The following is a 24,315-nucleotide window of genomic DNA, read 5'->3' as shown; positions in this document are numbered from 1 at the left end:
ACCAATCTACTGAGAAACTTGCACGTTTTTTAGTACAACGAGTAGCATGGATTAAAGGAGTGGGAACAAATGCTACATCATGTAGAACTCAATGTTTCAAATCTAACTGAAGCTAGGTCATTCTATAGCGAACTGCTACCACTACTGGGCTATGTATTATTTCAGGAGTGGGAACAAGGGTTCAGCTACAAATCAGGTCCTACCTATCTTGTTTTTGTTCAAACACAAGAGGAATTCTTACAAACGTCTTTTCATCGCAAAAAAACCGGATTGAATCATTTGGCGTTTCATGCAATTTCATGTGCGCAAGTAGACGAAATGACTGAAAAAATGAGACAATTGGGTGTGCGAATTTTATACGAAGACCTTCATCCCTATGCAGGTGGACCAAATTGTTATGCAGTTTTTCTAGAGGGACCTGATCGTTTGAAAATCGAAATTGTAGCACCGATTTAAGTAGATTAAAAGATGGAGCCGACTCCAATTGTTCGAATGAGAATTGAATAGAGGTTAGTTTATGAAAAAAATGATCGGACTTATGTTGTTAGTGTTACTAGTGGGGAGTGGCATTTGGGTCAGTAACAAGTGGGTGCAAACTACGGAATACACGGTAGCTTCTAAAGAGTTGCCAGTTGCTTTTGATGGAGCAACTGTTGTTCAGGTATCGGACTTGCACAATGCCACCTTCGGAAAAGATCAATCTTCACTGATTGAAAAGGTATCGGCAGCCAATCCGGACGTCATTTTTTTGACGGGCGATCTTATCGATAGTAATCGTTATGATTTGGAGGCTAGCTTGGTGTTAGTTGATGCGCTTGTGGAGATGAGTAAAGTGTATTACGTGACGGGAAACCACGAAGTGGCTTCCAATAAGATTGAGGAAATAACAGCTGCGTTACGTAAACGGGACGTCGTGGTTTTGGAAGATGAGCAAGTTGAATGGAAAAAAGCACAATCGTCAATCCAGATTGCAGGAATTAACGATCCTTTGACAGAGCCTGAGATACACGAAGACGAAGCTACACAGGGGAGTCTTGAGCATGCGCAACTGACTGACAATTTTACCTTGTTGCTAGCACATCGTCCTGAATATTTTCCGATTTATGCAGAAGCTGGAGTAGATGTAGTGTTTTCAGGACATGCCCACGGCGGACAAATTCGAATTCCTGGCCTTGGCGGTTTAGTTGCTCCAGGACAAGGCTGGTTTCCGAAAGTAACGGAAGGGATCTTTGACAAAGATCAATCGAAAATGGTTGTTAGCCGTGGCCTTGGCAATAGTACTTTTCCCGTTCGTATTTTTAATCTGCCTGAAATTGTCGTAGTGACATTGAAGAAAGAGTAAAGCAAAAGTCGACGCAGCTTTTCTTTCTTCAATAATCATCTGACCATCTTTTTGAATCTAGAGATGCCTGATAGTCTGAGATAATGAACGCAAACAAGGAGGTCTACTTAACGTGATTAAAAAAAGAGAAGTGACATTGCACCGCTACTCCTCCAAACGATCAATCGGTTACGATTTGCCAACACATCAGCTGGAATTTACACGATTGCCTATAGAAATTATTGAAAAAGATGCTAAAGATCCGTTAAAGCATTTTATTATTATTAAAGCACGCGGAGAAGATGCCGGTTTTTTCGAATTGGATGAATCGGAAGACCGTAAAAAATATTCGAACAACCCAAAAGCCTTATTGTTGAGAGGGTTTTCTGTGAATCCAAAATATCAGGGGCGAGGAATTGCGACAGGGTCTATCTATGCACTGCCAGAGTTTATGGAAATGGAGTTTCCAGATTTTGATCAAGTGGTGCTAGGCGTCAATGCGCGTAACATCCCTGCACAACGCTTGTATCAAAAAGCGGGATTCGAAGATACAGGTAGACGAATTATGCGCTCTAAAGGAGAGCAACTTGTAATGTCTTTATACACCAATAAAGCCAAGTGAGATATCGTTTCTCACTTGGCTTTATTGATTTTTTAAAAGAATCACGTTTCTAGGGCTTCCAGTTTTTTATCCGAAATAAAGATACGTATGCAAGTTGCAGCCTGGATTAAAAGGCAAAGTACAGCTAGGGCAAATAGATGCACAGGCTAAATATTCATCGATAGTAAGTTCATGCCCACAGCTCCCGCACAGCACTGCTTTTTCTTGGAACCGGTCTTTTGGCCAAACTTGGTGGTTGCCACAGCCTATAGCTTGGTGGCATTCGAAGCAGGGGAAGTATTGCTGACAGCAAAAAAACTTGATGGCAATTCGATCGATAGCTGAATGGTAATGAGCACAACGTGTTTCCGCATCTACGCTGACGCCTTTCACTGTGTGGTGATGAGACATAGTAACTCGTCCTTTCTGAAACGGTAATATGTTTTAAACTAGGCAGTTGTTTGAGGCTGATAGAATTAGCGGTCACTGGAGTTCGTCGGAAATCTTAGCTTATTTTATAGGGTTCAGTTTCTTTCTATGCTACTATTAAAGAGACGAAACTACGAATCTAATTCTTCGGGGCAAGGTGAAATTCCTTACCGGCGGTGAGCAGGAAACTGCAAGTCCGTGACCCGGTTGGACGATGGCAAGCATAGGCCACTATGTTTGAAGCGTCCAAACGGTGGAGCTGGTGAAATTCCGGCACCGACAGTTACAGTCTGGATGGGAGAAGAATGTAGAAATCGGCTTCGTTATGTGCCTCTTCTTTTCAATGCATTTAAATTGAAAGGAGGAATTTGTATGACCAAATACCTTTATCAGGGAGTAGTCTCTGGAAATACAAATCAACGGTTTTTAACCCTGCTCATTTCCTCACTGGAAAAAGAGCTTCTTCAAGGTACGAAAAATGGCCGTCTACTATGCCAACTTGATAAAGAAGCAGGGCACATTGTGTTATGGATTCAAACTCTTCTGAAATATTCTTTCCTCACCACCTATATGCCCCACGGTGGAAAGCGCCCGAAAACTCGTAAGACCACAATTGAATACGTTTTTGCGAACAGAATGGAGGAGTGTGCCTAAATGTTTACAGGTATTGTTGAAGAACTTGGCCATGTTGCTTCAGTTCGCTCTAAGCCACAAGCAATGGAGTTAACTATTTCTTGCACGCTTATTTTAGAAGACGTTAAACGTGGAGATAGTATTTCCATTAACGGCGTTTGTTTAACTGTATCAACATTCAGTTCTAGTACCTTTACCGTTGACGTGATCCCAGAAACGGTGAAATCTTCAACGATGATTGGATTAAAGGTAGGTTCACAGGTAAATTTAGAACGTGCTATGCCAGCTAACGGACGTTTCGGCGGTCATTTTGTTAGTGGCCATATTGATGGCGTTGGCGTTATCCGTTCTGTGAAAAAAGAAGCGAATGCGATCACGAAAACAATCGAGCTTGAACCTCAGTTGATGAAGTATATGATGCTAAAAGGATCAATCGCAGTAGACGGTATTTCTTTGACGATTTTTGCTATTAGCCATAATACTGTGACGATTTCTCTTATTCCGACGACGCAAGAAGATTCGCTATTAGGAGAAAAAGGAATTGGTGAAAAGGTCAATATCGAATGTGATTTACTGGCCAAATATACCGAGCGAATTCAAACAGCAGAACCAAAAATCAGTAGAAGCTGGTTAGCAGAAAACGGATTTTAGAGGAGGCGCGACACACATGTTTTACACGGTAGAAAAAGCCATCGAAGATTTAAAGAATGGTAAAGCCATCATTGTAATTGATGATGAAGACCGAGAAAATGAGGGCGATTTTGTCGCATTGGCAGAATTCGCATCTCCCGAAATCGTCAATTTGATGGCGACCGAAGGAAGAGGATTGATCTGTGTGCCACTTGCCCAATCAATCGCTCAAAACTTACAAATTGGTCTTATGACAGATCATAATACAGATGAATATGGAACGGCCTTTACAATCAGTGTAGATCATAAAGATACAACGACAGGCATTAGTGCTTTTGAACGTTCTCATACAATTACTAGTTTAGCAAAATCAGATGCTCAAGCAGCTGATTTTAAGCGCCCAGGCCATATCTTTCCTTTGATCGCAAAAGATGGCGGCGTCTTAGAGCGGACCGGGCATACTGAAGCCGCAGTGGATCTAGCCAAGCTTGCAGGTTCACCTCCAGCAGGAGTTATATGTGAAATCATGAATGCTGATGGCACAATGGCGCGTGTTAACGATTTGTTACAAGTGTCAGAACGTCTCGGTCTAGGTATTTTGACGATTAAAGATTTAGTAACGTACCAACAAGAACAGCAAAACAGGACAACTTATTAATCGACTAGAGGAGATGGACTTAAATGACGATACATTTTGAAGGTTATTTAAATGGCGAAGGATTACGAATCGGAATAGTGGTTGGACGTTTTAACGAGTTTATTACGAGTAAATTATTGGGCGGTGCAGAAGATGCGTTAAAACGCCACGGTGTTAGTGAAGAGGATGTGTCGATTGCTTGGGTACCTGGAGCTTTTGAAATTCCACTTGTGGCGAAGAAAATGGCATTAAGTGGAAAGTACGATGCAATTATCACACTAGGGACAGTTATTAGAGGCGCTACTCCTCACTTTGACTATGTTTGCAGCGAAGTCGCTAAAGGTGTTTCAAGAGCAAGTGACCATGCAGATATTCCAGTTATTTTTGGTGTTTTAACAACAGATTCTATTGAACAGGCGATTGAACGCGCTGGAACAAAAGCTGGAAACAAGGGCTGGGAATCAGCAGCTGGGGCCATTGAAATGGCGAATCTTATGAAAAAATTATAATCTCTTGCTCCTGAGCTTTTGCTCAGGAGTTTTTTTGAGGTTAAAAGACGAGATTTGGGGAATGTGATAGGTAAAGGAAGTGTATGATGGTTATAAACAAGCGAAACATTCTAGGTTTTGAATTCGAACCAATGAAAATCACAAGAGGATGATGAGTATGGAAAAAACAGTTTACTTAATTAGACATTGCCAAGCAACCGGACAGGCACCGGACGCGGACTTGACTGCAATGGGGCAAAAACAAGCAGAAGAATTAGCAAGATTTCTTCAACAACGACAGATTATCCATTTTGTTTCGAGTCCGTTTACACGGGCTATCCAATCGATCGAACCGGCAGCAGACCAACAAGATTTACCGATTCGAATTGATGAGCGTTTGGCTGAACGAGTGCTGAGCTCTGAAGATTTGCCAGACTGGATGAAAAAATTAGAAGAGTCCTTTAATGACGACAGCGTAAAATTCACTGGAGGCGAATCAGGGAAAGAGGCAGCAGACCGTGCCATGGAAGCATTGAGTGAGATGGATGACATGACTGCAGCGGTAACTCATGGCAATTTGTTGGGGTTACTATTAAAACGAATTGACGACGATTATGGGTTTTTGGAGTGGCAAAAGCTGACTAATCCTGATATTTATAAAGTGATAATAAAAGATGGTCACCTTTTTGCACATCGCGTGTGGAAATAAGTACATAGAAAAACCGGCAGTGCTTTCGCTGCCGGCTGGTTAGGTTTAAAGTGTATTGCCTTCATTCGGAATTGGATTGTTCTTAAGCATACCGGCCAAATGATAAGTGTTGTAGGCAAGTCGTTGAATCGCTGCTTTAGTAAACTCATTTTCTCTGCCAGCATCCATATAAGAAGCTCCAGGACCTGCTTCACCAACCCAATAAGCATCAACGTTTGGTGGAATGACAAACCCGATATGAGAAAGGGCGTAAAGAACGGATGCAGCAGCATGCTTAGCGCCGTCTTCGTTACCCGTAATTGCAACACCGCCAACTTTATTGTAGAAAACGGATTGTCCTTTATCATTGGTGACACTGCTACTGCCATAAAGACGTTCAATGGTTTGCGTAGCCAATGAACTTTTTTCTCCGAGCCATAAGGGGGTACCGATAATGACAATGTCTGCTGCCATGACTTTTTCAAATACTTTAGGCCATTCATCGCCTTCACCCATATCTTCTTGAACACCGTAAGCAACGTCATAATCGGCCAAGCGGACAATTTCTGATTCTACTCCTAGTTGATTGTAATGAACTTGAACATCATTGATGAAACCTTCTGTGTGAGAAGGGTCCTTTGAACTTTTTAGTGAAGTATTGATGAAAAGTGCTTTTAATGTTTGCATCGTATCGCTCCCTTTAGGTAGTCAGGTTCTAAAAATGACGTTAACAATCGTTTTTCCGATAAAGTGTTGAGCAAATCAGTCCACGCTTATGTAGTAAGCGTCAAAATAATTTGCACGATATCTTCTTGAACAACTGTAGAAAATAAGAGCCTGCTTATCATTAAGTCTGTCTTGCCTTTCATGTACATTTAACTATTCCCTTTTTAACTAACTATATGCAACATTCAACTTTAAATGATCGTCTTTAGAAATGAGGTGTTTTAAATGAAGAAAACAGCTGTCATGCCATATATACTCATTTTTTTCTTATTGTTTATTAAAATAAGTGCTTTTCGCGTGCTCATTTTTGACGCGAAATCCTTTTGGCATATTGCTTTGGTTGAATTTCCACTATGGGCTTTCTTGCTGTCAGTTGTATTACTGGTAGCTCATAAAAAACTGTGGCAAGCAGTATGGATTTTTAACTTATTGGTCTCCGTCATCTTCTTCACTGTCACACTTTATCTGCGCTATTATTCTACGATTCCTTCTTACTATGATTTACAACAAGCGACTCAGTCTAGCTCTGTCAGCAATACCATTGCGATGCTATCAACTCCATGGGATTTCTTGTTTTTCCTTGATGCTGTTTTGCTCGTATTTCTTGCTCGTCGTTGGAGAAAACCGGTAAAATTGCCGGCGATAAAACATATAGCTGTTAGCATGGCGGTCATATCAGCAATATCAATTGGTTACGCTATCGAGCAGCCAGTTATTGACGTTTCCTATTTCGCAAAAGAAAACGGCTTTCTCCAATCTCAAGTAGTTCAACTGTATAATCGCTCGACCGATACGGCTCATGCCTCTTCGACTAAGTTATCGGAAAAAAAGCTGGAGGAACTTAAAGGCAATAAATATGTGAAAGTGAGTGAACAAGAAAGTTTTGGAAGGGCTAAAGGACGAAACTTATTCGTTATTCAAGTAGAGTCTTTACAGAATTTCGTCATTGGCAAGACGTTGAATGGCCAAGAAATCACACCAAATCTTAATAACCTATTAAGTGAAAGTGCTTATTTTTCAAACGTTTTCCAACAAATAGGAGCTGGTACGACTTCTGACGCGGAATGGATTGTTAACACCGGTTTGTATCCGCAAGGAATGATTCCTACAGCCAATAGTCTTTCAGGAAAGGAAGCACCTTCACTTGCACGAACATTGAAAAAAGAGGGCTACGGTTCTGCTACCTATCACGCAGATGATGTGACTTTTTGGAATCGTGACGTTCTTTATCCGGTTCTTGGTTATGAAGAGGTGTTCTCGATTGATGACATCCCGAACGTCAAAAATGTCGGTTTTGGTCCTGCGGATGAAGTGCTGTTTCGTTTTGCTGCAGATGAACTTCCGCGCCAGCTTGAAACCTATGAACGCATTTACGCGAATATTGTAACCGTTACGAGTCATACACCATTTGAATTGCCATCATCTATGCAGCATCTAACTTTGCCAATTGAATACGAAGGCATGTATGTTGGAAATTACCTGCAATCAATTCGTTACGCAGACGAACAGATTGGTTTTTTCATTCAGGAACTAAAAAATCGTGGAATTTATGACGAATCCCTAATTGTTATTCTAGGTGATCATTCAGGTATGCATGGTACATTAGTGACTGAAGAAGACCAGCAGTTATTGAGTGACTTTCTCGGACATGACTACTCATTAAAAGATCAATTTACTATTCCGCTTATTTTTACTGGGGGAAACTTGTTTGAAGAAAAAGAAATGACGCGTTTGGGCGGTCAGACAGACATTATGCCAACTGTGTTAGCGTTACTCGGAATTGAACACAATGCCCCGGTGATGGGACACAATCTGTTTGAGTACAAAAAAAATTTACTGGGTATGCGTTATTACATGCCAGGAGGTTCTTATATTCAGTCTGAACAATTGTACAAAGCGCCTGGCGCGAAACTGCCAGGTGTACTACACGATTTGAAAACGATGGATGAACGTAAAAAAAATAGTGATGCAAAAAAACATCATAAAGATACAGAAACTTTGATGAACTATGCGGATACGTTGCTGACAGACTATATGAAGGACTAAGTTCGCTCGTCTAAAAGAAAAAGATTATAATAATCAGTAGATGAGAGATGAGGGGCTGTCTATGGTGAAAGAATTCGAAAAAGAAGTGATGCGCGCTATGGATAAGATGTTTGAAAGTGAAATGAAGAAAGTCAATGACTCACTCAGTCAAGATCTGTTAATTTCCTTGATCGGTGAAGTGAATGCAGGAAAATCTTCTACCATCAATAAGATTATTGGAGCAGAAGTTGCGAGCACCAATCCGATGCCTGGAGAAACAGTTAGCGTAGATCCCTATAACATTCACGGGTTGGAAAACATTAAATTTATGGATACTCCCGGATTGAATGATCCTAATGACGAGAATCCCAAAAAAACCTTAGAGTTTGTACAGAAATCTGATATTGTGCTGTTTTTCTTAAACGCTGCCGGAACAGTATTTTCTGAAAGCGAAAAAGAGAAGTTTAATGAAATCAAAAAACACAATAAAGACATTTTGATTGTCCTAAATAAAATTGATGCGGCGGAAAACATACCATCCATCGTTCAATTCGTCCAAGGACATACAGGTCATAAATACAAAGTCATTCCAATTTCCTCGAAAACAGAAGAGAATTTGGAGACTTTAAAAAAGGAAATTCTTTTTTTGCTCGAAAAGAAGGGGAAGGATTTGCTCTTCGCTAAAAGCTTGAAAGAAAAATCCTCTGCGGCTACGCGTTGGATTATCGGTGCTGGCGTTTCAGCAGGCGTCATCGGAGCATCACCTATCCCTGGATCAGATGTAGTACCGCTAACATCTTTACAAGTCGGGTTGATTATCAAGTTATCGAAACTTTACGACAAACCGTTAACTAAAAAAGCAGCGAAAGACATGATTGTGATTACCGCGACACAAACAATCGGTCACACGATTTACCGGCAGGCATTAAAGTTCATTCCGGGAGCAGGATCTATTATTGGTGGCACAGTTGCTTCGTCCATGACGCTAGCACTTGGCTATGGTGTGAAGTATGCTTATGAAAATAACATGGCTATTGACTACGATATGATCGGAGACTTATTCGTAAAGCTGAAAAAACGTGAGAAAAAAGCCTGATGACTAAAAATCGCCCCTCTCCTGCAGAGGGGCGATTTTCAATTTGCTTGCGTCTTTCGAATTTGTCATTTACCTTTAGAAGAAAGGTTGGCGGAGGTGCGGGATGAAGATATTGGTTGTAGAAGATAATCCAAGTGTTAGTTCGATGCTGGAGCTGTTCTTTTCGAAAGAAGGCATTCAAGGTGAATTTGCAGCTGATGGACTAGAAGGCTACCAGAAATATAAAGAGGGCACACACGATTTGTTAATCTTGGATTGGATGCTTCCAGGAATGGACGGTATCGCATTGTGTCGCAAAATCCGTGAAGAAGGAAGTGCAGTTCCGATTATTATGCTGACTGCAAAAGATAGTGAATCTGATCAAGTGATTGGTTTTGAAATGGGAGCTGATGACTATGTCACAAAACCGTTTAGTCCGTTAACGTTGATGGCGCGTATTAAAGCAGTTACTCGCAGAACTCAAAAGATGGAAGCCACTTCAGATCTCATCGAAACTCTCCATTTTACTGTCAATAAGGAAACTCGGAGTGTCTTAAAGGATGCACAAGAAGTTGATGGTTTAACGCCTAAGGAATTTGATTTGTTGGTGTTTTTCTTGCAACACCCAAAACAAGTGTTTAGTCGTGAACAGTTATTGGAACAAGTATGGGGCTACCAGTTTTACGGTGATGAACGAACAGTGGATGTTCACATTAAACGACTTCGGAAAAAGATAAATGGCGGAGACAAGCTATTCCATACCGTATGGGGAGTGGGCTATAAATTTGAAGAATACGCGAATTAAATATTTCTATCAGCTGATTGCTAGTCATATGAGTATTTTGCTGATTGCTTTTTTGATTTTGAGTGTTTTGTTCGTTCGTTATGTAGATGACTTTGCGTATAACGAAAAAGCACAGGAATTGGAGAATTATGGTGAACAAATTATTGATGAACTCGGTCACAAGCGTCCGGGCACTAACTTGCAGTCATATGTCTCAATCTTAAAAGCACAAAATATCAGTTTTATCGTTTTTGATCAGCAAAGTCGTATTTTGTATCCGGTGTCGGGCTCTTTTCCACCTGTTGAGCTGACACCAGAAGAATGGAACGTTATTGAACAAGGCGAAACTCTTATCGTTAATCGTGATGTTGAGCGGTTCGGTTTTACGGTAACATTTGTAGCGATGCCTTATTTTGAAAATGACCAGTTGGCTGGTGGCGTCTTGCTTGCTTCTCCTGTTAGTGGGGTAAGTGAAATGATCGCTGAGTTAAATAAAACCTTGACCACTACTATTTTAATTGCGTTTGCGATAGCTTTGTTGTTTAGTTTATGGCTTTCTAAAATGCATGTTAGCCGAATTCAGCGAATGCAAAAAGCGACTTCTATGATTAGTGAAGGTCATTATGATGTCAATTTGCCTGAATCGAATTTTGATGAGTTCGGTGATTTAGCACATGACTTTAACAAAATGGCTGCGAAGCTCCAGCAATCGAATGAAGAAATCGACCGGCTGGAAAATCGTCGCCGTCAATTTATGGCAGATGTGTCACATGAAATGAGAACACCACTGACCACCATTGCGGGCATCATGGAAGGTCTTCGTAACAACATGATTGAAGAAAGCCAACGGGAAAAAGGCATTCGTCTAGCGAGTGAAGAAACAAAGCGCTTAATGCGCCTCGTTAATGAAAATTTGGATTACGAGAAAATTAGATCTAATCAAGTCGTGCTAACTAAAGAAGAAATTGATGCAGATGAGCTATTAGAAATTATTCAAGAACAGCTTTATCAGCAGGCAAAAGATAAAGGCAATACAATTGTCATTCACACGAATCCAGGGGATATTATCTATGGAGATATGGATCGTCTCATTCAAATCCTGATGAACATCGTCAAAAATGCGATTCAGTTTACTGAAGGAGGTACCATTTTCTTAACCACTTATTCTGAAACCGACCACATGTCGATTGTTGTTGAAGATAACGGGGCGGGAATTGATGTCGAGGAAATTGATTTGATTTGGCGTCGTTTCTATAAAGCAGATTTATCGCGCGGAAGTGGCCAATTTGGATTGGGCTTATCGATTGTTAAGCAATTGGTGACGCTGCATGATGGAGAAATTGATGTGGAAAGTAAAAAAGAGCAAGGCACGAAATTCATTATCCGCTTGCCACATAAAAAATGACTTGGGACAAACAGTCTCAAGTCATTTTTTTGAGGAAAATAGTTGATTGTTAAAACTCTAGTCATAGTTTATTCATAATTGCTTGATAAGCTAGAGATAACAACTTAGGAAAAGAGGAAATAAGTATGAAAAAACTTTTATACATTGGAATTGGTGTACTAGCGGCAAGCGCAATTTTTGTGATGGTTGCATTTTCAGGGGACGACTCAGTAGCTTCAGTAGGAGATAAAGAAATCACCAAAGAAGCCTTGTATGACAAAATGGTCGCTTCTGCTGGTGCAGCGACACTCGACGCAATGATTTCAAACGAAGTGGTCAATCAAGAAGCAGAAAAAGCAGACATTAAAGTGACTCAAGAAGAGCTCGACGCAGAAATGGCAGTCTATGAAGAAAGTTATGGTGGGGCGGAAGCACTTGAACAAGCACTGGCGTCAAGCGGAATGTCGATAGCAGATCTGGAAGACGAAATGAAAATTTACTTGAAAGTTGAAAAAATCATCGGACCAGATATTAACATAACAGATGAGCAAGTCAGTACGTATTTTGAAGAAAATAAAGAGTCTTTTGAACAGCCTTCAAAAGTTGCAGCAAACCACATATTGGTAGGCACTCAAGAAGAAGCAGACGAAGTCAAAGCGAAGCTTGATGATGGGGATGACTTTGCCGAACTAGCAGCAGCATATTCTACAGATACAAGCAATGCTGACAATGGCGGTGCACTAGGTGAATTTGGTGCAGGAGAAATGGCAGCAGAGTTTGAAGCAGCAGCATTTAGTATGAAAGTTGATGAAATCAGTGAGCCTGTAGAAACGGAATATGGCTTCCACATCATCCAAGTGACTGGAAAAACAGATGCAGCAGATGCAAATTTAGAAGACAGCAAAGAACAGATAAAAGAAACTTTATTTGATGAAGCATTAAATACAAAATATGCTGAATGGCTAGCTGAAAAAATCGAATCATACGATATCGTCAATACTTTAACAAAATAGAGGAGGAGAACACATGGGGTATTATAATTCAACTGAACCTAAAGGAAACAAAAAAGGCTACTTTGCTTCAAGCTTTACAGGGTTACTTGCAGGGGCGTTATTGGTAGGAGTCATTTTGCCGAGTGTGACTGATGGAGAAGTGGCAGGGACTGAACCGACGTCCACCAGTCAGGAGGTCAGTGGCTTGCAAACAATATCTTCAGTTGTCACTTCAGATGTAACGAAGGTTGTTGAGAATACAACAGATGCAGTGGTCGGGGTTTCCAATTTACAAGTAGCACAACAAGATCCTTTCGCTGCACAAACTAGTGAAAAAGAGCAATCGCAAGAAGCGGGTGTCGGATCTGGCGTCATTTATAAAAAAGATGGCAACACTGCATATGTTGTGACGAATAACCATGTAGTAGAAGGCGCGGAAAAAGTGAAGGTCACGTTATCAGATGGGACAGAACTTGATGCAGAAGTACTGGGAACAGATGTCTGGACTGATTTGGCGGTGTTGAAAGTTCCAGCTGCGAGTATCAAAACGGTAGCAGAATTTGGAGATTCATCGGTATTACAAGCAGGTGAGCCAGTTATCGCTATTGGTAATCCATTAGGCCTGCAGTTTTCAGGATCAGTAACGACGGGTGTCATTTCAGGAACAGAGCGCTTAGTGCCAATTGATATAAACCAAGACGGCACAGAAGACTGGCAGTCAGAAGTTCTTCAGACCGATGCTGCTATTAGTCCCGGAAATAGCGGGGGCGCGTTGATTAATGCACAAGGGCAAGTAATTGGCATCAACTCCATGAAAATCGCTCAAAGTGCTGTAGAAGGAATTGGCCTGGCGATACCGATCAATACAGCCATTCCAATTATCTCAGATCTGGAAACGCAAGGAACGGTAAGCCGACCATCAATGGGAGTAGCGATTTTGGACTTAGCAGAAGTCCCTGCACAATATCGCGGCAGTCAATTGAACTTGCCAGCTGAAGTTGAAGGGGGCATCGTCGTTCAATCGGTAGTTGAAGGTTCAGGAGCGGCAACAGCAGGGCTAGAAGCATATGATGTCATTGTTGAACTAGACGGCAAACCAGTGAATTCTGTATTGGAACTTCGTCAATACTTGTACAACGAAACGAAAGTCGGAGAGACGCTGAAAGTGAAAGCTTATCGAAACGGAGAGTTTCAAAATTTTGAGCTGACATTAATGGAAAATAGCTAAAACACGAAGAAAAAGGGGAGCTCTCAAAAGTCATGAACAATGACTTTTGAGGGCACCCCCTTTTTATTATGGATAAGTTGAATTGCCTGATAGAAAAATTAGTTAGAAACGCCAAACCAATCTGTTCCAATTCCGAAGCCGATCAGGATGAGAACTAGTATAACAAAGATGATAATACCGAGTTGCAATGGCTTGTAACCGGTAACTTTCGGTTCCTGTAATCCTTGTTTATCTTCAGGTGGACGGCGTTTTGCTTCTTCTTCGGTCTCTTTCATGTATTTCTTTTTGTCGTCGTTGCTCATTTGAATGCCTCCTCGAAGGTGCTAGTAGTTTTCTTTACCCTGTTAAGAAGAAGTTCAATCCATGAACTTTTCTTCTGACCGCAGCTCACGTTGAGTGAGTTTCTGAGCCAGTTCACGACCGAAAAGCTGTGAAGATTGCGGATCGCGACCTGTTAGAATTTGTTTGCTCCCCCAGACCACATAGGCGTCGTGATTGCTCTCTTCGTGGTAATTGCCAATCTTCTTTAATTCATCTTCAAGGCTAAAAGGTAATAGTTCGACAACCTCTTTTGGCTCTTTGTTATTTGGGTAGCCGGTTACTTTCAACCCTTCTAAAAGATGGTGACCGTCCCTAGTTTTTGTATAAACCAGTGGTGCCGGTCCGTGACAAACAGCGGATACAATACCGCCCAATTCATAAACGACATTAATCACAGCGTGTAAGTCTTCGTTGTGTGCTAAGTCAAACATTGCCCCATGTCCGCCAACGATCATAATGGCGTCGTAGTCGCTAGCTTTAACATCAACTATCGGTGTCGTCTTATCTGCCATACCTGATTCGTATTGCTTTTTGTAGATACCATCTGGATCGTAATCTTTACTTATACTGATTGGATCTACAGTAGGTTTACCGCCATCAATAGAAGCAAGTCCGACAGTATGTCCTTCTTTTTCAAGCTCTAGTGCAGGAGCAAAAAGTTCTTCTGCCCACCATCCTGTTACGTAATTATGTTCTTCGTTTATATAGCCATTTGACAGTACTGCCAATACTTTCGCCATTCTTTTTTCCTCCTGTTTGGAAAAGTCTTTGTTCTTTCATTTACCCTGTAAAGAAATCCTGAAACGTAGTGGATACAGAGTGTTTGGATTTGGGTTCGGAGATATGCTAGGATTATTACATGAAACGAGAGAAGAGGTAGATCACTTGAGAGAGTTAAACCAAAAAACCCAAGTGACTTTGCTTGAAGCTATGCTCGATGGCAGCAAAGTTGGGACAATTGTGACTGATCCGTCACAGCAGGACAATCCAATCATTTATACAAATAGAACCTTTATCGAAATGACCGGATATACGCAACAAGAAGTAATTGGGGAAAACTGTCGTTTCTTGCAGGGACCTGAAACAACAAAAGAAGATACTGAAAAAATGAAAAAAGCTATCGCCAATAATGAAAAAGTGATTGTGACTTTATTAAATTATCGCAAAGACGGTTCTCCATTCTGGAACCGACTAGTAATTGAGCCTGTCTGGATAGACGAGAAGCTTTATTTTATCGGCACGCAAACGGACATTACGTTAGAGCGTGCTCAACAACAGGCGATTATGGCGAACGAAGACGAGATTGAAAAATTAATGCTCCCTATTTTATCCGTACAGGAAAATGTTGCGACCGTTGCACTTGTCGGAACTATGGACATTCAGCGCTTTGAAATGTTGAAAGTGAAAATTTGCGAATATGTTCAACAGCATCGTATTGAACATGCAATTATCGACATCACCGGTCTGACTTGGAACGAAAAATCACCGCTTTATTGGTTTTCACAAATTTACGAAGCACTTCGAATTATGGGAAGTAAACTTTATGTAACGGGTATTTCTGCGGTTGCTGCTCAGCAGTTTGTTAGTAATTTAGATCGTGACAGTCGCTTAGTTACATTTTCAACAATTGAAAAAGCATTGAATTTTATTGCACAAGAAGAAAGTGGGAAAAGTCGCTTGAGACAAAATAAATAATGACGACAGTTGCTAAAAACAGCCCCGGCATACGCCGGGGCTGTTGTATTTTACGAACTAATATAATCTCCACCATTAATATGAATTGCTTGTCCTGTTACGTAGGTAGAGTCTTTAGAAGCTAGATATACGTAAGCTGGCGCCAATTCAGAAGGTTGCCCACGTCGCTCCATTAATGTGTCGTTCCCTTGGTTTTTGACTTTTTCTGCATCAAAAGTTGAGGGGATAAGAGGTGTCCAAATAGGACCAGGTGCAACTGAATTTACGCGGATGCCTTGTTCTGCAATGTTAGCAGACAACGAGCGAGTAAAGCTTGTGATTGCTCCTTTGGTTGACGAATAATCAATTAGTCCAGGAGCACCGCGGTAAGCAGTTACGGATGAAGTATTGATGATACTGTCTCCTTTTTGAAGATGTGGGAGAGCAGCTTGAGTTAGATAGAACATACTAAAAATATTAGTAGAGAAAGTTTCCATTAATTGATCAGGGCTAATCGCTAGAAAATCATCTTGTGGAAACTGTTTACCAGCATTGTTCACTAACACATTCAATTGACCGAATTCAGAAATAACGTCTACTATAAGCTGATTGCAATTTTCAACGTCACTGACATCGGTGGCAAATTTAATTGCCTTTGCTCCGTAAGACTCAATCGCTGCTATTGTTTTTTCTGCATCTTCGTGTTCGTCGAGATAGGCGATAGCGATGCTGGCACCTTCTTTAGCATAGGCCACTGCTACTGCACGACCAATCCCACTGTCTCCGCCTGTAATAAGTGCGACTTTTCCTTCAAGTTTTCCAGAACCTCTATAGTCTTTGTCATCATAAATCGGTTCAGGGTTCATTTGCTTCTCGGACCCCGGCTGTGTAGATTGTTCTTGAGGTTCAACTTGTTCATCTATTTTTTCGAATTCATCTCTCGCCATTGTAAATCCTCCTCTAGTTTAAGTAGTACTAGTTGCATTATTCCCGTTGGTAATCCACTTAAACACTGGAGAGCAGAACTAGATTAATCGAGTTCAAAAAAGGCAGTGCCCGTTTAGAGAGGGCACTGCCGATGTTTAAGCGATCGTTATTCTGCGGCAATGACGCCACAGGCAATGCGGTCTCCAGAGTCACCAGAAGGATCGGTTTTTTGATCATCTTCTCCTGCGTGAATAACAAGCGCAGTTCCGCCTTCTTTGAGTAGTGAATCCTCTTCGCCAATTTCAAGCGTCACATTTTCGGCAACAAATTCTTGTGAGACGCTGCCGTCTTCGCCTACTTCAAGGTTCGGCAAGTCACCGGCATGCGGACCGTCAGCGTTGTCCATACCATGCATCGTACTTTCTGGATTAAAGTGATCACCAGCTGATTTGAAGTCAGGAACTTCACACATACCTTCTTGGTGGAAGTGAATACCATGCATGCCTTGTTCTAAATTTTCTGCTTGAAGTGCGACCGCGACACCGCTGTCTTCTTCAGTCAATTCAGCAGTGCCTATTGCATCACCGTCACTGTTCATTAATTCGACGGTTACCATCAGGATTTCGCCATCGTTATTAGTAGCTGCTCCTTCAGTTGAATCTTCACTGCTGTTGCTGTCATCGTTCGTTTCTTCTGTTGCGCCATCAGATTCCGTAGGCGGATCTTCTGTCGTGTCATTGCCACAAGCTGCTAAAAGGACTAAAAAGCTTACGATTAAACCGAACAACAACCAACGCTTCATCTGAATTCCTCCTTTAAGATCGTATTACCTTTCCTTACACGTAAAAGGTCGAGAGTAAACGCAATTTTTCAAAACAGCTTCTTTTGTAGGAGAAGAAATTCCAATAAAGGGAAGCTCATTTTCTGTAAGAGGAATAGATAAAAAAATGCTCCACTTCTGACTAATCACGAAAGTCAGAAGTGGAACACTTAAAGCAGTAGTGAAAGAAATCGCACTTACCGATAAAAATTCAGGTGAAATCAGTCGGTTTTCTAGTTTTTCTTTTGCGAAAAACTAGTGCAAAACCAAAAAGGGTGGATACTAAACTTACAGCTGCAGCTGACTTAAAAAAGGGCGGTCGATAAGCAAGCGAAATGTCGTTATCGCCTGCCTCTAGTGGAATTGCCATAAAGGCAAAGTCGGCTTTTGCTACCTGTACTTTTTTGCCATTTACGTGTGCTTGCCAGCCGCGTTCATACGGAATGGATAGCTTTAAGAAGTCATCGTTGTCTTTATTGGCATAATCCAAGCGAACCTGACTGCCATCAATTGATAAATTGCTAGACAAGTCTGGTTGCGCAGCTTGTTTGCGCAAAGATTCATAGGAAGCAGAATAAACTTGGATATCGGTTATGTCATAGCTTCCTTTTGGAAGACGAATTTCAATGGATTCATCAGCAGGTATGCGAATTGTTAAGTCGTCTACAAATGTTTTGTAAATAGACTGATTGGACTTTCTTGTTGTTTGGTAATCATTCACTTCAAGTAGGAAGCCTTGATCGGCTGCCTTTGTTTCTAAATGGAAAGAAACAAATAAGTCATCAGTGGATAGCGGTAGGTTTTCTACGGTTAAGTTCAAGCCGCCTGTTCTCTCTACGACTGTTAGGACATTGTCATGATAAGTAGCCCCAATTGTAGCTTGGTCAAAGGCAAGGATGTTTTCATTCGACTCTGGCAAAGAATCCGTATCTTGACTGCGATCTAGTACAACCCCAGTCAGCATCGCTTGTTCACGCATTAGCGGAGATAGCTTAGCCAATTGCTGTTCTTCGTAAACCGTGGAAGTCGACCGTGCAAACGGCAAAACGTAGTCGTTTTCATAGACGATATACTTTTCGGAAGAATGGATCTCATTAAAGCCATAAGGAATATTGGTGTCTCCACGCGAGCGAATCACGTATTTGCCCTGTAGCATGCTGTACAAGTTGGCACGGTTGCCGAGTGTGGCGTAACGACTAACACTTTCACGTCCCATATCAATTTCAAGATCATACAAATAAAAATACAATAAGTTTTTGTTTAAAATACTAGAATACGCACTTAGTCCTTGGAAGTCTTGAACGATTGGCGTGTTATTGCGGACCCCTTCCATCCAATCAATTCGATAAAGTTCGTCGCTTTCTTTTGTGTGAATAAACTCAATGAGTGTATTGATTTCAGGGTCATCATAGTCGACTCCCGTTATCAATTCTTCGCTAACTTGTGAGATATCACCTTCATCCAGAATTTTTTCGGTTTGGTAAAGGTTAGCAAACAGCAAAGTCCAAACTAAAACGGATGCCATTAACAGCCATTTAACTATATCTTTATTGAAATTTACGTATAGAGCTAGCAGCAACAATGTCATGATGAGCGCGCGAATCGCAAGTGTTGAGAACTCTGAGTCCATTTCAAAATACTCGTCGTTTCGAACGTAATAAACAAAACTTAAAATCGTTAGTATCGCTGGAAGTAGAAAACGCCATCGTGTAAACTTATGCAATTGATCAAATGCGACCGCAACGGCTCCGCCCATAACTAAGGATAAAAAATACTCCCAACGGTATTGCGGAGCAGAAAAGCCGTTAAAGGCACTGCCAATCATCGGACTATTGTGCATAATTATCGCGACGATTCCAAGTAGTGCAAACAACCGGAATGTTTTATGGTTATACAGAAACCAGCAAAACAATACGAGGACGAAAAATGCAGGCAAGACAATAATTGAGCTACTGAACAAAATATTATCAAGTAGTTCATTTTTCCAAAGAATTTCTTGCTTAAAATCGGGTCTATGGTTGTTTAAATAGGCATAGACAGCAGGCACAAAAGAAACTGCACTGATACCTGCACCAATCAGTCCGGCGATCAAAAAGCTCATTATACTTTTCTTTTTGGTTTGTTCATTCGTAGAGAGTGGGATAAACAGACGGAACAGAATATAAAGTGCAGTTAACAAAAAATTGATATAAGCAAAATAGAAATTGTCAATCATTGATACGGCGATAGCTACTAAAAACCAACCAGGCTTTTGTTCGCGGAAGATTTTTTCGACACCAAACAATAGCAGTGGAAGCCATAAATAGGCATCTGCGAAAAATTCCCAATACGTAGCGTGGCGGAAATACATTCCTGATAAACCATAAAGACAAGCACCTATAAAAGCAGCAGATTTTGAAATGTTCATATACATAAATAATCGAGTAGTGATAAATAGCACAGTGGCCAGACGAATAATGCTGATAAAAACAGCAGCATTTGCCCAAAACAAGACGTCAGTTGTCTGGATAATATTCGCAAATTTTAAAAGGGCAACGATCATTACTGAAACTAGAAACACAATAGATGTAGAAAAATAATAAGACAGTTCGCTGAATGTGCCAGCTCCTAATCCAAAATCAAACGAGTAGAAAAACTCTCCCCGTGTATATTGTTCAAATAGAAGATCCTTAAAAGGGAGCATTTGAGAGAGTCCATCGTTAATACCTACCATGAAATGCCCATTTGCCCATTGGCGGAGAAAAACAGTATGACCGATTGCTGACAGCAGCAAGCTGAAAAACAATAGAACAAGAGCAGGGCGCAGTTTTTGCATAGAGTCACCGTCTTTTTTTCTTATTTTGGAGAAGGCGTATCTTTAAGAATTTTACTCGATACGACAAATGTTATGGGAACTGTAAACAATACGGCTGCAAAAGGAGCGATATTGCTATTGAGGTGAAGAAATTCTACGAAAATAAAAATTAATACAGTAGAAACCGACATGTTAACGACTTGAGTTAATGGAAAGTATAAGTATTTCTTAAGTGTAGGCTTTATGCGATACGTGACATAGCAGTTTAAGAAAAAAGAGATGTTCAAACTGATTAAGAATCCGACAAGATGTGCCAGAAGGTAAGGCAAATTGAAAACATTGTGAAGCAACAAGTAAATCGAGTAATAACTCAAGGTATTAAGGACCCCAACAAAGACGAAGCGAGTAAATTCAGTATTCAGCGCTTTAGGATTCATTGTATTCATCCGCATTGCTAACATCTACAAGAAAGTGTGGGCGTTGTTTGGTTTCATTGTAAATACGTCCAATATATTCACCGATAACTCCGAGACTGATCAATTGAATGCCTCCTAGTAACAAGATTGCTGTAATTGTCGTAAAGTACCCGGGAGCTCCAATACCTTCTTGCATAATATTGTATAACGTAAAAAAGATATAAATGAGCGACAGGAACAAAACCAAAAAGCCTGAGTAAAAACAAACGCGTAAAGGCTTCATATTAAATGAAATGATGCCGTCGATGCCGTAATTGACGAGACTAGCAAATGACCATTTGGAGTCGCCGTCAGTGCGCAACACATTTTCGTAGTTGATGGTCTTTTTGCTGAGCCCAATCCAAGAAAACAAACCTTTGGAGAATCGATTACTTTCGCTCAACGTTAAAATGGCATTAATGGCTTTGCGACTCAGAAGCCTGAAGTCTCCTTCCCCGTCTTGCAAATCAACATCGGTAATCGAGTTGATCAGCTTATAGTAAAGTGAAGAGAATAGCGAACGAACTTTAGAATCGCCCGTGCGTGAACGTTTCGCCACAACTTGGTTAAAACCTTCCTCGTAGCCGGTAACCATTTCCCCAATCAAAGTGGGAGGGTGTTGTAAATCACTATCCATAACGATGGCGGCGTCGCCTTTAATGCGCTTCAAGCCGGCGAGCATAGCAGACTCTTTTCCGAAGTTACGTGTCAATGAAATGTATTTTACATTCTCATGCACTTCGGCTAATTTTAAAATCTCTTGGAGTGTGGAATCGCTGCTGCCGTCATTGATGAACATAATCTCATAACGATATGGAAGCGCCTCAAGTTCCTGCGCCAACTTGGCATACATGGAAGCGATATTGGCTTCTTCATTAAAAGCCGGAATGACAATCGAGATAAGCTTCATTATTGGTTGCTCCTTTCAAACTGCTTTTGAACATAATTTTTTAGCTTGTATTGGCTACCTTAATTAAGAACTATGCCTGAAAATGAAACTTCTTAGCGTTAGATACGTATTAGTATACGTCAGGTGTTTTAAGAAAGCATTTGTCTGAAAATTCAGCGTGAACTTACAACCTGTAAAACTTCAGAACGTGAAATTTGAAAAGATGATGCCTGAATTTTCGGGTTTTCTGGTAGGTTCTATTCGTTGAATTTTACATGGCGGACCAATACCATTAAAATAGAATACATACTGATGAATGGAGAGTGTTAAGAATGGCGATCAATCTCGTAAAAGGTCAAAAAATCGATTTAACAAAAGGACGTTCATCGCTTTCAAGCATAATGGTTGGATTAGGATGGGATCCTGTCGCAACTAAAAAAAGCGGAGGCTTTTTAAGCGGCCTATTAGGTGGCGGCGGTGGCGGTGCTGAAGTGGACTGTGACGCATCTGTCTTATTGCTAGACGAAAATGGCAAGCTGACAGCCAAAGAAAACTTAATTTATTTTGGTAACAAGAAAAGCAAAGATGGCAGCGTAGTTCATTCGGGCGATAACTTAACTGGAGAAGGCGAAGGCGACGATGAAGTTATCAATATCGACTTGAAACGTATTTCACCTTCTGTTCATCGCTTAGTATTTGTTGTGAATATCTATAACGCTAAACAGAAGAAACAAGATTTCGGCATGATTGAAAATGCCTTTATTCGCTTAGTCGACAATCAGTCGAAAGAAGAATTGGTTCACTACAACCTTACCGATAATTATGCAGGTAAAATGTCGTTAATTACAGGCGAACTTTACCGTCAAGGTGCAGATTGGAAGTTTTCAGCTATTGGTGAAGGCGCAATCGAACCTGATATCGGATCAATCGCAAACAAATATTCTTAAGGAGTGTTGAGAAAATGGCAATTAACTTATCAAAAGGTCAAAAAGTAGATTTAACAAAAAGCAATCCGGGCTTATCTAAAGTAATCGTAGGCTTAGGTTGGGACACAAACAAATATGATGGCGGACAAGATTTTGACTTGGATTCTTCCGTCTTCCTCTTAAACAGCGAAGGCAAAACGGCTTCAGAAGCTGATTTTATCTTCTATAATAATACAACGGGTGCTGCTGGCGCTGTAGAGCATACGGGTGACAACAAAACGGGCGAAGGCGACGGAGATGACGAGCAAGTAAACGTTAATTTGTCAGCTATTCCAGCTTCAATTGAGAAAGCAACTTTTGCCATCACGATTCACGATGCAGAATCACGCAGTCAAAACTTTGGCCAAGTGAGCAACTCATATGTACGCATCATCAATGGAGACACAAATGAAGAGTTGATCCGTTACGATTTAGGTGAAGACTTTTCAATTGAAACTGCAGTCGTTGTCGGGGAACTTTACCGTCACGGAGGCGAATGGAAATTTAACGCCATTGGCAGCGGTTATCAAGGCGGCTTAGAGTCTCTTGTGAAGGACTTTGGCTTAAACAGCTGAGTTAACGATGGAAAAGCAAGGAGACTATCTCCTTGCTTTTTGTCCATTCATATACGAAATGATAATTTGAACGGGCTGTAGCTAGCAGCATGCCGGGAGGGATCACGCATGAGACATTTTAACGGATTGACCGATTCTGATTTAAAGACTTTTTTTAAACATTCCCCGGCAGAATTTAACCGTGATACGGAACGGGAAACCTTAAGCTTGGCGTTGGGTGCAGCGCTTTATACGCCGGGTTCTAGAGTGGATTTTGCTCAGAAAATTTTAACTGGTGATTATAATAACGGCGTATTTGCTGGTCTTACAACACTAATCGTCTGTTTGGAAGATGCAGTAGCTGATACGGAACTAAAACAGGCAGAAAAAAATACAGTGGGCGAGTTCAAAAAACTGGAACAAGCGAATGCAGAGCAACTCATAGCTGGACCAGCTTTGTTTTTGCGAGTTCGCACACCCGAACAATTAGACCAATTAGTAAAAAATGCAGGAACGGCATTGAGTGTGTTGACAGGAATCGTTTTTCCGAAATGCTCACCTGTAACGTTGCCATCATTTTTTGAAGCGCTCGACCGTGCTAGTGAAGTGGCTGGTAGAATGCTGTATGCATTGCCTTTGCTCGAAACGAAAGAAGTGCTGTACAGTGAATCTCGTGAACAAACTTTGTCAGAACTATACAGTATTATGCAATCACAAGCAGAGCGGATTTTGACGGTTCGCGTGGGAGCTACTGATTTTTCTAGCCTTTACGGCTTACGTCGGCCCGCGGAACGGACAATTTACGATGTTCATGTTATTCGAGACTGTTTGATGGCTATCTTGAACCGTTTTGGGCGTGCAGAAGACGGATTTACGGTTTCTGGACCTGTCTACGAACATTTTTCAAGTGGGGAGCGGCTATGGCTTTCTTCTAAACCGGAAGAAACCTTATGGGAAGAAGTTCAACTGGATATTCTAAATGGCTTTAAAGGAAAAACCTGTATTCATCCGTCGCAAATTTCAATCGTCAATGCAGGTCATATCGTCACACTTGAAGCTTACGAAGACGCTAAACTAATTCTAAACGAAAGCAGCAAAAGAAATGGTGTCTTGCAAAGTGCTAAACGCAATAAAATGAACGAAGTAAAGCCGCATTTGAGTTGGGCGAAAAAAATTGCCGCTCAAGCGGAAGTCTACGGGGTGCTCAATGAAAACTATCAACCAATCGACGTCCTCAATCATATCCGGGCCAGTCAAGTATCAAATCAATACTAA

Annotated in this window: 27 protein-coding genes and 1 riboswitch; of the genes, 18 read left to right on the top strand and 9 right to left on the bottom strand. The window is 41.0% G+C overall.

Features of this window, described 5'->3' with window-relative positions; all coding sequences use genetic code 11:
- The first annotated feature begins 69 nt into the window (after window positions 1-69).
- The 3 genes from AJGP001_RS15130 to AJGP001_RS15120 all read left to right on the top strand — a co-directional run bounded on the left by AJGP001_RS15130 (window position 70) and on the right by AJGP001_RS15120 (window position 1,943).
- Entirely contained in the window at window positions 70-456 is a 387-nt protein-coding gene (locus AJGP001_RS15130) for a VOC family protein (RefSeq protein WP_058384251.1), read from the top strand.
- Between the two features lie 61 nt (window positions 457-517).
- Complete coding sequence (locus AJGP001_RS15125; protein WP_058384252.1) at window positions 518-1,342, top strand: metallophosphoesterase; 825 nt, start codon at window positions 518-520, stop codon at window positions 1,340-1,342.
- Between the two features lie 112 nt (window positions 1,343-1,454).
- Window positions 1,455-1,943, top strand: a complete 489-nt coding sequence (locus AJGP001_RS15120; protein ID WP_078080733.1) for a GNAT family N-acetyltransferase — start codon at window positions 1,455-1,457, stop codon at window positions 1,941-1,943.
- A 66-nt stretch (window positions 1,944-2,009) separates the two neighbouring features.
- Here AJGP001_RS15120 and AJGP001_RS15115 read toward each other — a convergent pair whose 3' ends face one another.
- A complete protein-coding gene (locus AJGP001_RS15115) occupies window positions 2,010-2,333 on the bottom strand; it encodes a CHY zinc finger protein (protein WP_078080732.1) in 324 nt (107 codons plus the stop codon).
- A 157-nt stretch (window positions 2,334-2,490) separates the two neighbouring features.
- Window positions 2,491-2,661, top strand: a riboswitch (FMN riboswitch).
- Between the two features lie 62 nt (window positions 2,662-2,723).
- Here AJGP001_RS15115 and AJGP001_RS15110 point away from each other — a divergent pair.
- The 5 genes from AJGP001_RS15110 to AJGP001_RS15090 all read left to right on the top strand — a co-directional run bounded on the left by AJGP001_RS15110 (window position 2,724) and on the right by AJGP001_RS15090 (window position 5,448).
- Complete coding sequence (locus AJGP001_RS15110) at window positions 2,724-3,005, top strand: hypothetical protein (protein WP_071154716.1); 282 nt, start codon at window positions 2,724-2,726, stop codon at window positions 3,003-3,005.
- Window positions 3,006-3,635 (top strand): riboflavin synthase, encoded by a 630-nt coding sequence (gene ribE / locus AJGP001_RS15105; RefSeq protein WP_078080731.1) that lies wholly within the window; start codon window positions 3,006-3,008, stop codon window positions 3,633-3,635.
- Window positions 3,636-3,651: 16 nt separating this feature from the next.
- Window positions 3,652-4,272: a 3,4-dihydroxy-2-butanone-4-phosphate synthase gene (gene ribB, locus AJGP001_RS15100; RefSeq protein ID WP_078080730.1), complete on the top strand. Its 621-nt coding sequence runs from the start codon at window positions 3,652-3,654 to the stop codon at window positions 4,270-4,272.
- A gap of 23 nt (window positions 4,273-4,295) precedes the next feature.
- The gene (gene ribH, locus AJGP001_RS15095; RefSeq protein ID WP_078080729.1) at window positions 4,296-4,760 is read left to right on the top strand and encodes a 6,7-dimethyl-8-ribityllumazine synthase; all 465 of its coding nucleotides are present in this window, start codon (window positions 4,296-4,298) and stop codon (window positions 4,758-4,760) included.
- A gap of 157 nt (window positions 4,761-4,917) precedes the next feature.
- Complete coding sequence (locus AJGP001_RS15090) at window positions 4,918-5,448, top strand: histidine phosphatase family protein (RefSeq protein WP_078080728.1); 531 nt, start codon at window positions 4,918-4,920, stop codon at window positions 5,446-5,448.
- Window positions 5,449-5,493: 45 nt separating this feature from the next.
- Here the strand turns inward: AJGP001_RS15090 and AJGP001_RS15085 are convergent, their stop codons facing one another.
- Window positions 5,494-6,114: a flavodoxin family protein gene (locus tag AJGP001_RS15085; protein ID WP_058384258.1), complete on the bottom strand. Its 621-nt coding sequence runs from the start codon at window positions 6,112-6,114 to the stop codon at window positions 5,494-5,496.
- Between the two features lie 264 nt (window positions 6,115-6,378).
- Between AJGP001_RS15085 and AJGP001_RS15080 the strand changes: the two genes are divergently transcribed.
- The 6 genes from AJGP001_RS15080 (at window position 6,379) to AJGP001_RS15055 (ending at window position 13,641) form a co-directional block, all read left to right on the top strand.
- Window positions 6,379-8,199, top strand: coding sequence for an LTA synthase family protein (locus AJGP001_RS15080; protein ID WP_078080727.1), 1,821 nt, complete (start codon window positions 6,379-6,381; stop codon window positions 8,197-8,199).
- 61 nt (window positions 8,200-8,260) lie between these two features.
- Window positions 8,261-9,274 carry a GTPase gene (locus tag AJGP001_RS15075; protein ID WP_078080726.1) on the top strand — a complete coding sequence of 338 codons (1,014 nt, stop codon included), beginning with the start codon at window positions 8,261-8,263 and terminating at the stop codon, window positions 9,272-9,274.
- 103 nt (window positions 9,275-9,377) lie between these two features.
- Window positions 9,378-10,058, top strand: a complete 681-nt coding sequence (locus AJGP001_RS15070) for a response regulator transcription factor (RefSeq protein ID WP_071154122.1) — start codon at window positions 9,378-9,380, stop codon at window positions 10,056-10,058.
- Window positions 10,039-11,442, top strand: coding sequence for a sensor histidine kinase (locus AJGP001_RS15065; protein WP_245830211.1), 1,404 nt, complete (start codon window positions 10,039-10,041; stop codon window positions 11,440-11,442). Before AJGP001_RS15070 ends, AJGP001_RS15065 begins: the two co-directional genes overlap by 20 nt.
- A gap of 125 nt (window positions 11,443-11,567) precedes the next feature.
- Entirely contained in the window at window positions 11,568-12,434 is an 867-nt protein-coding gene (locus AJGP001_RS15060) for a peptidylprolyl isomerase (protein ID WP_071154124.1), read from the top strand.
- Window positions 12,435-12,447: 13 nt separating this feature from the next.
- A complete protein-coding gene (locus AJGP001_RS15055) occupies window positions 12,448-13,641 on the top strand; it encodes a S1C family serine protease (RefSeq protein WP_078080725.1) in 1,194 nt (397 codons plus the stop codon).
- Window positions 13,642-13,739: 98 nt separating this feature from the next.
- Here the strand turns inward: AJGP001_RS15055 and AJGP001_RS15050 are convergent, their stop codons facing one another.
- Both AJGP001_RS15050 and AJGP001_RS15045 read right to left on the bottom strand, forming a co-directional pair.
- Window positions 13,740-13,943: a hypothetical protein gene (locus AJGP001_RS15050; RefSeq protein WP_058384264.1), complete on the bottom strand. Its 204-nt coding sequence runs from the start codon at window positions 13,941-13,943 to the stop codon at window positions 13,740-13,742.
- A 54-nt stretch (window positions 13,944-13,997) separates the two neighbouring features.
- Window positions 13,998-14,702: a type 1 glutamine amidotransferase domain-containing protein gene (locus AJGP001_RS15045; protein ID WP_071154125.1), complete on the bottom strand. Its 705-nt coding sequence runs from the start codon at window positions 14,700-14,702 to the stop codon at window positions 13,998-14,000.
- Between the two features lie 145 nt (window positions 14,703-14,847).
- Between AJGP001_RS15045 and ytvA the strand changes: the two genes are divergently transcribed.
- Complete coding sequence (gene ytvA, locus AJGP001_RS15040) at window positions 14,848-15,657, top strand: YtvA family blue-light photoreceptor (RefSeq protein ID WP_245830209.1); 810 nt, start codon at window positions 14,848-14,850, stop codon at window positions 15,655-15,657.
- A 50-nt stretch (window positions 15,658-15,707) separates the two neighbouring features.
- Here ytvA and AJGP001_RS15035 read toward each other — a convergent pair whose 3' ends face one another.
- The 5 genes from AJGP001_RS15035 to AJGP001_RS15015 all read right to left on the bottom strand — a co-directional run bounded on the left by AJGP001_RS15035 (window position 15,708) and on the right by AJGP001_RS15015 (window position 21,542).
- The gene (locus tag AJGP001_RS15035; RefSeq protein WP_078080724.1) at window positions 15,708-16,583 is read right to left on the bottom strand and encodes an SDR family oxidoreductase; all 876 of its coding nucleotides are present in this window, start codon (window positions 16,581-16,583) and stop codon (window positions 15,708-15,710) included.
- 146 nt (window positions 16,584-16,729) lie between these two features.
- A complete protein-coding gene (locus tag AJGP001_RS15030) occupies window positions 16,730-17,365 on the bottom strand; it encodes a superoxide dismutase family protein (protein ID WP_071154126.1) in 636 nt (211 codons plus the stop codon).
- Window positions 17,366-17,594: 229 nt separating this feature from the next.
- Window positions 17,595-20,198, bottom strand: coding sequence for a YfhO family protein (locus AJGP001_RS15025; RefSeq protein ID WP_071154127.1), 2,604 nt, complete (start codon window positions 20,196-20,198; stop codon window positions 17,595-17,597).
- A 20-nt stretch (window positions 20,199-20,218) separates the two neighbouring features.
- Window positions 20,219-20,614 carry a GtrA family protein gene (locus tag AJGP001_RS15020; RefSeq protein WP_058384270.1) on the bottom strand — a complete coding sequence of 132 codons (396 nt, stop codon included), beginning with the start codon at window positions 20,612-20,614 and terminating at the stop codon, window positions 20,219-20,221.
- Window positions 20,604-21,542, bottom strand: coding sequence for a glycosyltransferase family 2 protein (locus AJGP001_RS15015; protein ID WP_071154128.1), 939 nt, complete (start codon window positions 21,540-21,542; stop codon window positions 20,604-20,606). The genes AJGP001_RS15020 and AJGP001_RS15015 overlap by 11 nt, the downstream gene beginning before the upstream one ends.
- Window positions 21,543-21,853: 311 nt before the next feature.
- Here AJGP001_RS15015 and AJGP001_RS15010 point away from each other — a divergent pair, with 311 nt between their 5' ends.
- From AJGP001_RS15010 to AJGP001_RS15000, 3 genes are all read left to right on the top strand, one after another.
- Window positions 21,854-22,468 carry a TerD family protein gene (locus tag AJGP001_RS15010; RefSeq protein ID WP_058384272.1) on the top strand — a complete coding sequence of 205 codons (615 nt, stop codon included), beginning with the start codon at window positions 21,854-21,856 and terminating at the stop codon, window positions 22,466-22,468.
- Between the two features lie 14 nt (window positions 22,469-22,482).
- Entirely contained in the window at window positions 22,483-23,061 is a 579-nt protein-coding gene (locus tag AJGP001_RS15005) for a TerD family protein (RefSeq protein WP_058384273.1), read from the top strand.
- A 108-nt stretch (window positions 23,062-23,169) separates the two neighbouring features.
- Window positions 23,170-24,315, top strand: coding sequence for an HpcH/HpaI aldolase/citrate lyase family protein (locus AJGP001_RS15000; RefSeq protein WP_071154129.1), 1,146 nt, complete (start codon window positions 23,170-23,172; stop codon window positions 24,313-24,315).

The sequence above is a fragment of the Planococcus faecalis genome (genome assembly GCF_002009235.1).
Taxonomy (GTDB): Bacteria; Bacillota; Bacilli; order Bacillales_A; family Planococcaceae; genus Planococcus; species Planococcus kocurii.
Note: the sequence above shows the minus strand (reverse complement) of the source record. Positions and strands in the feature narration are given on the sequence as shown.

What these genes read in the sequence shown, in the direction of transcription:
- AJGP001_RS15130 (WP_058384251.1), top strand. Translation starts at nt 70, where the DNA reads ATGCTACATCATGTAGAACTCAATGTTTCAAATCTAACTGAAGCTAGG.
- AJGP001_RS15125 (WP_058384252.1), top strand. Translation starts at nt 518, where the DNA reads ATGAAAAAAATGATCGGACTTATGTTGTTAGTGTTACTAGTGGGGAGT.
- AJGP001_RS15115 (WP_078080732.1), bottom strand. Translation starts at nt 2,333, where the DNA reads ATGTCTCATCACCACACAGTGAAAGGCGTCAGCGTAGATGCGGAAACA.
- AJGP001_RS15110 (WP_071154716.1), top strand. Translation starts at nt 2,724, where the DNA reads ATGACCAAATACCTTTATCAGGGAGTAGTCTCTGGAAATACAAATCAA.
- ribE (WP_078080731.1), top strand. Translation starts at nt 3,006, where the DNA reads ATGTTTACAGGTATTGTTGAAGAACTTGGCCATGTTGCTTCAGTTCGC.
- ribB (WP_078080730.1), top strand. Translation starts at nt 3,652, where the DNA reads ATGTTTTACACGGTAGAAAAAGCCATCGAAGATTTAAAGAATGGTAAA.
- ribH (WP_078080729.1), top strand. Translation starts at nt 4,296, where the DNA reads ATGACGATACATTTTGAAGGTTATTTAAATGGCGAAGGATTACGAATC.
- AJGP001_RS15090 (WP_078080728.1), top strand. Translation starts at nt 4,918, where the DNA reads ATGGAAAAAACAGTTTACTTAATTAGACATTGCCAAGCAACCGGACAG.
- AJGP001_RS15085 (WP_058384258.1), bottom strand. Translation starts at nt 6,114, where the DNA reads ATGCAAACATTAAAAGCACTTTTCATCAATACTTCACTAAAAAGTTCA.
- AJGP001_RS15080 (WP_078080727.1), top strand. Translation starts at nt 6,379, where the DNA reads ATGAAGAAAACAGCTGTCATGCCATATATACTCATTTTTTTCTTATTG.
- AJGP001_RS15075 (WP_078080726.1), top strand. Translation starts at nt 8,261, where the DNA reads ATGGTGAAAGAATTCGAAAAAGAAGTGATGCGCGCTATGGATAAGATG.
- AJGP001_RS15070 (WP_071154122.1), top strand. Translation starts at nt 9,378, where the DNA reads ATGAAGATATTGGTTGTAGAAGATAATCCAAGTGTTAGTTCGATGCTG.
- AJGP001_RS15060 (WP_071154124.1), top strand. Translation starts at nt 11,568, where the DNA reads ATGAAAAAACTTTTATACATTGGAATTGGTGTACTAGCGGCAAGCGCA.
- AJGP001_RS15055 (WP_078080725.1), top strand. Translation starts at nt 12,448, where the DNA reads ATGGGGTATTATAATTCAACTGAACCTAAAGGAAACAAAAAAGGCTAC.
- AJGP001_RS15050 (WP_058384264.1), bottom strand. Translation starts at nt 13,943, where the DNA reads ATGAGCAACGACGACAAAAAGAAATACATGAAAGAGACCGAAGAAGAA.
- AJGP001_RS15045 (WP_071154125.1), bottom strand. Translation starts at nt 14,702, where the DNA reads ATGGCGAAAGTATTGGCAGTACTGTCAAATGGCTATATAAACGAAGAA.
- AJGP001_RS15035 (WP_078080724.1), bottom strand. Translation starts at nt 16,583, where the DNA reads ATGGCGAGAGATGAATTCGAAAAAATAGATGAACAAGTTGAACCTCAA.
- AJGP001_RS15030 (WP_071154126.1), bottom strand. Translation starts at nt 17,365, where the DNA reads ATGAAGCGTTGGTTGTTGTTCGGTTTAATCGTAAGCTTTTTAGTCCTT.
- AJGP001_RS15025 (WP_071154127.1), bottom strand. Translation starts at nt 20,198, where the DNA reads ATGCAAAAACTGCGCCCTGCTCTTGTTCTATTGTTTTTCAGCTTGCTG.
- AJGP001_RS15020 (WP_058384270.1), bottom strand. Translation starts at nt 20,614, where the DNA reads ATGAATCCTAAAGCGCTGAATACTGAATTTACTCGCTTCGTCTTTGTT.
- AJGP001_RS15015 (WP_071154128.1), bottom strand. Translation starts at nt 21,542, where the DNA reads ATGAAGCTTATCTCGATTGTCATTCCGGCTTTTAATGAAGAAGCCAAT.
- AJGP001_RS15010 (WP_058384272.1), top strand. Translation starts at nt 21,854, where the DNA reads ATGGCGATCAATCTCGTAAAAGGTCAAAAAATCGATTTAACAAAAGGA.
- AJGP001_RS15005 (WP_058384273.1), top strand. Translation starts at nt 22,483, where the DNA reads ATGGCAATTAACTTATCAAAAGGTCAAAAAGTAGATTTAACAAAAAGC.
- AJGP001_RS15000 (WP_071154129.1), top strand. Translation starts at nt 23,170, where the DNA reads ATGAGACATTTTAACGGATTGACCGATTCTGATTTAAAGACTTTTTTT.